Origin of the sequence: Oscillochloris sp. ZM17-4 (genome assembly GCF_019599295.1) — a bacterium.
Taxonomy (GTDB): domain Bacteria; phylum Chloroflexota; class Chloroflexia; order Chloroflexales; family Chloroflexaceae; genus Oscillochloris.
Genome location: NZ_JAIEWN010000013.1, coordinates 125322 through 134651, shown reverse-complemented (window position 1 = coordinate 134651; position 9330 = coordinate 125322). Strand labels below are relative to the sequence as shown.

The 9330-nt window shown below is 66.7% G+C and carries 7 protein-coding genes; all 7 read right to left on the bottom strand.

What is annotated here, in order from left to right; all coding sequences use genetic code 11:
* Positions 1–227: 227 nt before the first annotated feature.
* Positions 228–482 carry a hypothetical protein gene (locus tag K2Z83_RS12230; RefSeq protein ID WP_220595465.1) on the bottom strand — a complete coding sequence of 85 codons (255 nt, stop codon included), beginning with the start codon at positions 480–482 and terminating at the stop codon, positions 228–230.
* Between the two features lie 185 nt (positions 483–667).
* On the bottom strand, positions 668–3154 hold the full coding sequence (locus K2Z83_RS12225; RefSeq protein WP_220595464.1) for a plasma-membrane proton-efflux P-type ATPase: 2487 nt from the start codon (positions 3152–3154) through the stop codon (positions 668–670).
* A 49-nt stretch (positions 3155–3203) separates the two neighbouring features.
* Complete coding sequence (locus K2Z83_RS12220) at positions 3204–3566, bottom strand: STAS/SEC14 domain-containing protein (RefSeq protein ID WP_220595463.1); 363 nt, start codon at positions 3564–3566, stop codon at positions 3204–3206.
* A gap of 38 nt (positions 3567–3604) precedes the next feature.
* Positions 3605–5947 (bottom strand): phosphoketolase, encoded by a 2343-nt coding sequence (locus K2Z83_RS12215; RefSeq protein WP_370650159.1) that lies wholly within the window; start codon positions 5945–5947, stop codon positions 3605–3607.
* A gap of 109 nt (positions 5948–6056) precedes the next feature.
* Entirely contained in the window at positions 6057–6563 is a 507-nt protein-coding gene (locus K2Z83_RS12210; protein ID WP_220595461.1) for a general stress protein, read from the bottom strand.
* Positions 6564–6715: 152 nt separating this feature from the next.
* On the bottom strand, positions 6716–7609 hold the full coding sequence (locus K2Z83_RS12205) for a hypothetical protein (RefSeq protein ID WP_220595460.1): 894 nt from the start codon (positions 7607–7609) through the stop codon (positions 6716–6718).
* Between the two features lie 14 nt (positions 7610–7623).
* Complete coding sequence (gene pgm / locus K2Z83_RS12200) at positions 7624–9279, bottom strand: phosphoglucomutase (alpha-D-glucose-1,6-bisphosphate-dependent) (RefSeq protein WP_220595459.1); 1656 nt, start codon at positions 9277–9279, stop codon at positions 7624–7626.
* Positions 9280–9330: the final 51 nt, after the last annotated feature.

Sequence of the window (9330 nt, the reverse complement as noted above, 5' to 3'; positions counted from 1 at the left end):
AATGAAAAACCTACCCGCTCAGGGAGAGGGGGCTGGGGGGGTGAGAGCTGAGCAGCAGCAGATTCCTTATTCGAAAAGTATTGGTCCTAGGGCTAAAGCCCTGCGGCTTCCACGCGGGGTTATTTCTGTAATCGACCGCCATCGGCATATAGGGCGACAGGTAGATGCCGCCCTTGGTTCCTTCTTTCGTTTTGAACCGGGTCGGTCGCGCGGCCTAGCGCGAGCCCCTACAGCCCGTGGCTCCGGTGAGACAACGGCGCGCGCTGGGGTGCCAGCGCGCTGTCCGCAGCGGCGCCGAACGCCGCGCCCTCCAACGCGCCGAGCAGCGCGACCATAACGGCCACGGCCACGAGGGCCGGCCAGAAGGCCGGGGCTGCGAGGCAGATGGCCAGGCTCAGCAAGCCCCAGATCGCCCCAATCCATGTCCCAGCGCTAGTCACTGGCCCGGTCGTCACATGTGCCTCAATGGTGGTATGGCTCATTGTCGTACCTTTCATCTTTTGCCCCGGCGGCGAGAAGGGCATGCAAGAGTGGCGCGCGCGCGCCCTTCAGCGCTGGGCCGTATCGAAGAGCTGCCCGAAGCATAGCCCGCATGGCCGGGTGCCAACAGCAGGGAAATACTGGGTTCGCACGGGGAAACGCCTGGGTTCGCTGGCTCATTGCTCGCTTACGGCCGGGCCTGCGCCGCGACAGCGGACGCAGGCATGTCGCCCGCGGGATCGAACAGCCGGTAGGCGAGCAGCTTGAGGCGGTCGTTGATCAGGAACCATGCCAGCGCATAGCCCCAGACGAACAGCGCCCAGCCCCAGCCCAGCGGCGTCATAAATAGGCCGTACACCGCGATCAGCGTCGCCACGATCTGGGTGCCGAGCACGGCCACCCAGAGGATGCGCGCCGGGCGGGTGGACCAGAACGGGCCACGGGTGCGGGTCAGGAAGATCGTCAGGTGCCCGGCCACCGACAGCTTCAGGTACATCAGGGTCTGGATGTGGGCGCGGTCGAGGTGGAAGACGCGCTCGCCCAGATAGAATAGGCCGAAGGCGGAGACGACGCCGATGATGCCCAGCACCGTGGAGACCCCCAGCACCATGCGCATGTTCCATGCCTCGGGCTGATCTTTGTAGTGTACGTTGTCATAGGCGATCGACAAGATGGCACCGTCGTTCAGCAGCGCCAGCATGACGATCATGACGGCCGTCACCGGGTAGAAGTTAAAGACCAGGATCGACAAGGTCATGAAGAACAGCACGCGCAGCGTCTCGGCGATGCGGTAGATCGCGTAGCTGTTCATGCGCTGGAAGATCTTGCGGCTCTCCTTGATCGCGTCGACGATCACCGACAGGCCCGGCGTCAGCAGCACGATTGCCGCCGCCGCCCGCGCCGCGTCGGTCGCATCCGAGACGGCGATGCCGCAGTCGGCCTTCTTCAGCGCCGGGGCGTCGTTCACGCCGTCGCCGGTCATGCCCACGATATGGCCGCGCTGCTGGAGCACGTCCACAATATGGAACTTGTGCTCCGGGAAGACCTGGGCGAAGCCGTCGGCCTGCTCGATCGACGCGGCCACCTGCGGAGTCTCACGCTTCTGGGAGTCGCCCAGGCCGGAGGCGTCCAGGATGTTCGCGCCCAGGTTTAGCTTCTTCGCGGTCTCCCTGGCGATCGCCAGCGCGTCGCCGGTGACCATCTTGATCCGCACGCCCATTGCCAGCGCGGTTGCGATCGTCTCTTTGGCGTCGTCGCGCGGCGGGTCGAACAGGGGCAGCACGCCGACAAACTGCCACTGGCCGTCGCCGTCGGCCCGCGCCACGCCCAGCGAGCGGAAGCCGCGAGCGGCGAACCCGTTGACCGCCGTCTCGACTGCTGGCTGCACCTGTGCGGCGTTGGCCGCCAGCGCAAGGATCACCTGCGGCGCGCCCTTCGTCACCTTGAACTGCACCCCGTCCTGGCCCGTGACGGTGGCCTCAGTGCGTTTGTGTACCGGGTCGAAGGGCTGGAAGTGGACGACCTGGTAGCCCTTCAGCGCGTCCTTGTCCTTCAGCCCGCCCAGCACGGCCAGGTCGATCGTGTCGTTGTCCTCCGCGCGCGAGGCCAGCGCGCCGGCGAGGACGACCTGCTCGGCGGACGTGCCGGCGACGGTGAACGGGTCGCCGAGCGTGAGCTTGTTCTGGGTCAGGGTGCCGGTCTTGTCGGCGCAGAGCATGTCCACGCCGGCCAGCTCCTCGATCGCCACCAGCTTGCTCACAATCGCCTGCTTGCGGGCCAGCAGGCGCGCGCCGACAGCCATCGTCACCGATAGCACCGTCGGCATGGCCACCGGGATCGCCGCCACGGTCAGCACCAGCGCGAACTGCAAGGTGTCGAGGATCGGGTCGCCGCGAATGATCGCGACGCCAATGATCAGCGCCACCAGCGCCACCGCGAGGATGATCAGGTAGTTGCCGATCTTCAGCACGGCCTTCTGAAAATGGCTGACCGTGTGCGCCTCCTGGACGAGCTGGGCGGTCTTGCCAAAGTAGGTGCGCGCACCCGTGGCATAGACCAGCGCGTCGATCTCGCCCTGGCGAATGATCGATCCCGAGAAGACTGCGTCGCCCGGCGTGCGCGTGGCTGGCAGCGACTCGCCGGTCAGTGCGGACTGGTCGACCTCGACCTGGTCGCCGTCCAGCAGACGGGCGTCCGCCGGCACAATGTCGCCCAGGCGCAGGCGGATGACGTCGCCCGGCACCAGCTCGCGGGCCGCCTGGTTGGCCCAGACACCGTCGCGCCGCACCCGGGCCTTGAGCGCCAGCCGGGCCTTGAGCGCCGTGATCGCGCTGCCCGCCTGGCGCTCCTCCCAGAACCCGACCACGGCGTTGGCGACCAGCAAGACCAAGATGATGAAGAAATCCGGCCAGTGCTGAGCGAGCGCCGAGAGCACCACGGCGATCTCGATCATCCAGGGGATGGGCCCCCAGAAGTAGCTGAGAAATTTCAGGAGCGGGTTAACCTCCTTTTCGGCAAGCTCGTTGGGCCCATACTGGGCCAGCCGCCGCTGCGCCTCGGCCTGGGTCAGGCCGTCCGGCGAGGTGCTCAGCTGCTGCTCGACCGCTGCTATCGGCAGCGTCTGGAGGTCGGCCTTCGGGGCGGTAGCCGCCCTGGGCTGTGCGATAGATTGCATGGATAGATCCTTTCCCTTGCGGCACGTGCATGGGTTGCCCCACATCCTTTCAGGCTTCCGCAAGCCATGTGTGCGCCTCAGCAGCGGCGGTTTGGTCGAAGTAGCGGAGCGCCGCGCGGGTAAAGGGCTTACAGAACGTCGCCATGCCATGCTCCCACTTTTTATCCCCGACCATCGCGATTCGCTCGATGTCGGCGAAGTGACGCATGTCGAACTTCAGATCCTCCCACGCCGCGCTGGCGTCCCAGCCGTGAAAGTCGGCCATGTCGAACAGGATGCGCAGCTTGCCGTGCTGCTGGAGCAGGCGCTCGAACTCAGGCACAAACTGCTCGTAGTCCGCCTTTATCAGCTTCCCACTCACCTGAACGACGAGCGTCTTGCCGCCGTCTGCTTGATTGAGTTGCATAGACATTGTGGTCTCCTTCTGAGAAGCACATACGCATGATCAGCTCATGCGCGATTGCTCCACGTCCAGTCCCGGATCTCCGGCATATCCTGGCCGTACCTGTTGATATACTGCTTGTGTTCAATCAGCTTGTCTTTGAGCTGCTGCTTGAGGTAGATGCCCCTGTCGCCGGTCTGCGGCAGGCGGTCGATCACGTCCATCACCAGGTGGAAGCGGTCCAGCTCGTTCAGCACGGTCATGTCGAAGGGCGTGGTGATGGTGCCCTCTTCCTTGTAGCCGCGGACGTGGATGTTGTCGTGGTTGGTGCGGCGGTAGGTGAGCCGGTGGATCAGCCAGGGGTAGGCGTGGAAGGCGAAGATCACCGGCCTGTCTTTGGTGAAGAGCTCGTCGAACTCCAGGTCGCTCAGGCCGTGGGGGTGCTCGGTCTGCGGCTCTAGCTTCATAAGATCGACCACGTTGACCACTCTGATCCGCAGGTCGGGCAGGTGCTCGCGCAGGATCGAGACGGCGGCCAGGGTCTCCAGGGTGGGCACATCGCCGCAGCAGGCCATCACCACATCGGGCGCGGCGCCCTGGTCGCTGCTGGCCCACGGCCAGATGCCGATGCCCTCGCTACAGTGCTTGACCGCAGCGTCCATGGTGAGCCACTGGGGGGCCGGGTGTTTGCCGGCCACCACCACGTTGACGTAGTGGCGGCTGCGCAGACAGTGATCCACCACCGAGAGCAGGCAGTTCGCATCGGGCGGCAGGTACACGCGCACGATCTCGGCCTTCTTGTTCACAACGTGATCAATGAAGCCCGGGTCCTGGTGGGTGAAGCCGTTGTGATCCTGCCTCCAGACGTGCGAGGCCAGCAGGTAGTTGAGCGAGGCGATCTTGCGCCGCCAGGGCAGGTCGGCGGTGACCTTGAGCCACTTGGCGTGCTGGTTGAACATCGAGTCGACGATGTGGATGAACGCCTCGTAGCAGTTGAACAGGCCGTGCCGCCCGGTGAGCAGGTAGCCTTCGAGCCAGCCCTCACACTGGTGCTCGCTGAGCATCTCGATCACGCGCCCGGCGGGAGCGAGCAGCTCGTCGCCCGGCACGGTCGCGGCCTCCCACTGGCGCTCGGTGGCCGCAAAGACCGCCTCCAGCCCATTCGAGAGGGTCTCGTCTGGGCCGAAGATGCGGAAGTTCTGCTGCGCCGCATTGAGCTTCGTCACGTCGCGCAGAAACCGCCCCAGCACATGGGTGTCGCCGATGCCGGGCGCGCCGGGCGCGGGCACATCCTCCGCGTAGTCGCGGAAGTCCGGCATGCGCAGGTCGCGCAGCAGTATGCCGCCGTTGGCGTGGGGGTTCGCACCCATGCGCCGCTCGCCCTTCGGGGCCAGCTCAGCCAATTCTGGCATGAGCCGACCCTGTGCGTCGAACAGCTCCTCGGGCCGGTAGCTGCGCAGCCACGCCTCTAGCTGCTGGAGATGCGCGGGGTGTTCGGCATCGACCAGCAGCGGCACCTGATGTGCGTGGAAGGTGCCCTCGATCTGGATGCCATCGACCATCTGCGGCCCCGTCCAGCCCTTGGGCGAGCGAAGCACAATCATCGGCCAGCGCGGGCGGGTGAGGTCGCCGTGGACGCGGGCGTTCTCCTGGATCCGCTTGATCTCCTCAACGACGGTGTCGAGCGTCGCGGCCATGGCCTGGTGCATCAGCGCGGGCTCGTGGCCCTCGACGACGTAGGGCGTCCAGCCGTAGCCGCGCAGCAGCTGCTCAAGCTCCTCACGCTCGATGCGGGCGAGCACGGTCGGGTTGGAGATCTTATAGCCGTTGAGGTGCAAGATCGGCAGCACCGCGCCATCGCTGGCCGGGTTGAGGAACTTGTTGGAGTGCCAGGCCGTGGCCAGCGGGCCGGTCTCCGCCTCGCCGTCGCCGACCACGCAGGCGACGATCAGGCCGGGGTTGTCGAAGACCGCCCCAAAGGAGTGGCTGAGCGAATAGCCCAGCTCGCCGCCCTCGTGGATCGAGCCGGGGCACTCGGGCGAGGCGTGGCTGGGGATGCCGCCGGGGAACGAGAACTGGAGGAAGAGCTTGCGCAGCCCGGCCGCATCCTGGCTGATGTTGGGGTAGATCTCGCTATACGTGCCCTCCAGGTAGGTGTTGCTCACCACGGCCGGGCCGCCGTGGCCGGGGCCGGAGACGTAGATCATGTCGAGGTCGTACTTTTTGATCGCCCGGTTCAGGTGCGCGTAGATGAAGTTTTGCCCCGGGGTGGTGCCCCAGTGGCCCAGCAGCATGCGCTTCACATCCGCGAGCGCCAGCGGCCGCTGCAGCAGCGGGTTGTCGTACAGGTAGATCTGGCCGACCGACAGGTAGTTGGCGGCGCGCCAGTAGGCGTCGATCTTGCGGATCATGTCCGGGGAGAGCGGTTCGGATTCCACTGGTTTGCTCATGATGACCCCTGTGATGCGCTAATGGGCCGATAGCACTACCGGCCCATACAGCGCCATCGGCGCATATACGCTAGGCGTGGACGTCCAGCGCGGCCGCGTCGGTCTGGCCCAGCAGCGTGCGGGCCTGCGCGACCTCCGCATCGCTCCCGTGGGCGATGACCAGGTACTTGCCTGCCTTGAGCTGCTCCTCGTATTTGAGGATATGCTGCTTCGAGACGCCCCAGCCGGCCAGGGCGCCCAGCGCTCCGCCCGTAGCGGCGCCGACCGCCGCGCCCTCGATGCCGCCCAGCAGCACGCCGGCAAATGCCCCCGCCACCAGCAGCGGCCCGAAGCCCGGCACCCAGATGAAGGCGGCGCCCATCAGGATGCCAAACAGGCCGCCGGTCCACGCGCCCACGCCCGCGCCCTGCTTCGCCACATCGCCCGCAGTGATATAGCCGTGGACTACCCGCTCGCTCTGCATGTCCTGGGACAGGATCGACACCTGGCGGATCGGGAAGCCGCCCTCGCCGAGCGTATGCACGGCCTGCTCGGCCGCGTCGAGCGTCGCGTATGTTCCTATCGTGCTCTGGTTCATCACCGTATCCTTCTGCGTCTTTACGCGCTATTGCCAGTTTCGGCATCTCCAGGTCTGCACCTAGCATAGCCCCGCCGACGGGATGCCAACAGTAGGAAGATCCTGGGTTTTAGAAGCCCAGACCATGGGGTGCGCATGAGCGCCGACGATGCCTAGTAGGAGCCCGGCCGGTGCCAGCCGCCCACATCGGCGATGAGCCGCTCGGCCTCCTGCGGCCCCCACGTGCCCGGCGCATAGTCGCACAGCGGCGTCACGTCGTCGAGGATGGGCTCGACGATCGACCAGGCGATCTCGACCGCATCCTCACGCGCGAACAGCATCGCCTCGCCCCGCATGGCGTCGGTGAGCAGCCGCTCGTAGTCGCCGAGCATGCTCGGGCCGGGCTGATACGCGGCGGTCAGCTCTTGCTCGCGTGCGGCCATGGCGTCGCCCGCAGCCTTCATGCGGGTGTTGACCCCCAGCGTGATCGGCGGGGTGAGGCGGAAGCGCACGCGGTTGCCCTGACCGGGCGCCAGCCCGGCGAGCGGCGGGCGCTTGAGCGTCACCTGCACCTCGGTCGTCGTCACCGGCAGACACTTGCCGGCGCGGATGGAGAAGGGCACGCCGGCCCAGCGCCACGAGTCGATGTGCAGGCGCACGGCGGCGTAGGTCTCAACGCGCGAGTCCGGGCGCACGCCCGGCTCGCCGCGGTATCCGGCGACCTGCCCGCGCACCAGGTTCTGCGGGTCGAGCGGCTCGATGGCGCGGAAGACCTTGGCGGTCTCGTCGCGGATGCCCTCGGGGTAGGCCAGGATGGGCGGCTCCATCGCCACATAGGCCACGACCTGCAGCAGGTGGTTCTGCACCACATCGCGGATCGCGCCCAGCTCGTCGTAGAGCTTCCCCCGGCCCTGCACGCCGAACGCTTCGGCCATGGTGATCTGCACGCTCTCGACATAGTGGCGGTTCCAGATCGGCTCCAGGAAGATGTTGGCGAAGCGGAAGAAGAGCAGGTTCTGCACCGCGCTCTTGCCCAGAAAGGCGAAGAGCGATCTCTCTCCTTCCAAGCCCACGCGGGCGATCACCCACCTGCCTGATCGGCCAGCGCGGCGCTCACGATTGCCTGCGCCTCCTCCAGCAGGCGGCGCAGATGATCGGCCCCCCGGAAGCTCTCCGCATAGATCTTGTAGATGGCCTCTGTCCCCGACGGGCGGGCCGCGAACCAGCCGCTGGCGGCCTCTACCTTCAGCCCGCCGATGGGCTCCCCATTGCCGGGCGCCTGGGTCAGCACACGCGTGATCTTCTCGCCCGCCAGCTCGGTGCTGCCCACCTGCTGGGGCGAGAGGCGCAGCAGCAGCTCCTTCTGCGCTGGGGTGGCCGGAGCCTCAACCCGGTCATATACCGGCTCGCCCAGCTCGTGCGTGAGGCCGAGGTAGATCTCGCCGGGGTCGCGGCCAGCCTTGGCCGTGATCTCCGCCGCCAGCAGGGCCAGGATCATCCCGTCCTTGTCCGTCGTCCAGACGCTGCCATCCAGCCGCGCAAAGGATGCCCCCGCGCTCTCCTCGCCGCCGAAGCCGAGCGAGCCGTCGCGCAGACCAGCGACGAACCACTTGAAGCCAACCGGCACCTCGTAGAGCGTGCGGCCAAGCTTGGCGGCGACGCGATCGAGCATCTGGCTGCTCACCACGGTTTTGCCGACCGCCGCCCGCGCGGGCCACTGCGGCCGGTGCTGAAACAGGTAGAAGATCGCGCTGGACAGGTAGTGGTTGGGCGGCAGCAGCCCGCTGCTGCGGGTGACGATCCCGTGCCGATCATGGTCGGTGTCGCAGGCGAAGGCGATCTCGAAGCGATCCTTGATCGCGATCAGCCGCTGCATCGCATACGGCGAGGACGGGTCCATGCGGATCTGGCCGTCCCAGTCGACCGTCATAAAGCGGAAGGTCGGATCGACCGCGGTGTTGACGGCCGTGAGGTCCAGGCCGTAGCGCTCGGCGATCGCCCCCCAGTAGTGGACCCCGGCCCCGCCCAGCGGATCTACCCCCAGGCTGATCTTCGCGGCGCGGATCGCGTCCATATCCACAACCTGCGCCAGCTGACTGACATAGGCGTTGAGATAATCGTAGCGATGGGTCGTGGGGGCGGCCAGGGCGCGCGCCAGCGGTATGCGCTTCACGCCCTGCAGCCCGCGCTCCAGCAGCGCGTTTGCCTGCGCCTCGATCCCGCTGGTGATGCGCGTCTCGGCCGGGCCGCCGTGGGGCGGGTTATACTTCAGGCCGCCGTCGTGGGGCGGGTTATGTGAGGGTGTGATCACGATCCCGTCGGCCAGCCCGGTCGTGCGCCCGCGGTTGTAGCTCAGGATAGCCAGCGAGATAGCCGGCGTGGGCGTGTACTCGTCGCCCTCAGCCAGCATCACCTCGACCCCGTTGGCGGCCAGCACCTCCAGCGCGCTAGACAGCGCCGGCACCGAGAGGGCGTGGGTGTCCATGCCCAGGAACAGCGGGCCAGTGATCTGCTGCTGCTCCCGGTAGCGGCAGATGGCCTGGCAGATCGCCAGAATGTGCCATTCGTTGAAGGATACATCGAAGGCCGAGCCACGATGCCCGGAGGTGCCGAAGGCAACCCGCTGCCCAGCGACCGATGGGTCTGGGGTCTCCGTATAATAGGCGCTGACCAGCCTGGGAATATTCACCAGCATCGACTCTTCGGCAGGCTTCCCCGCCAACGGGCTCACGTTCATGGCCAACTCCATGCGTATCATCGCGACTGCTGCGCCAAGGTCTGTGTACGC

Bases quoted from the DNA above. Each gene is read 5' to 3' on its own strand.
- K2Z83_RS12220 (WP_220595463.1), bottom strand. From the start codon at position 3,566: ATGTCTATGCAACTCAATCAAGCAGACGGCGGCAAGACGCTCGTCGTT.
- pgm (WP_220595459.1), bottom strand. From the start codon at position 9,279: ATGAACGTGAGCCCGTTGGCGGGGAAGCCTGCCGAAGAGTCGATGCTG.
- K2Z83_RS12210 (WP_220595461.1), bottom strand. From the start codon at position 6,563: ATGAACCAGAGCACGATAGGAACATACGCGACGCTCGACGCGGCCGAG.
- K2Z83_RS12215 (WP_370650159.1), bottom strand. From the start codon at position 5,947: ATGATCCGCAAGATCGACGCCTACTGGCGCGCCGCCAACTACCTGTCG.
- K2Z83_RS12230 (WP_220595465.1), bottom strand. From the start codon at position 482: ATGAGCCATACCACCATTGAGGCACATGTGACGACCGGGCCAGTGACT.
- K2Z83_RS12225 (WP_220595464.1), bottom strand. From the start codon at position 3,154: ATGCAATCTATCGCACAGCCCAGGGCGGCTACCGCCCCGAAGGCCGAC.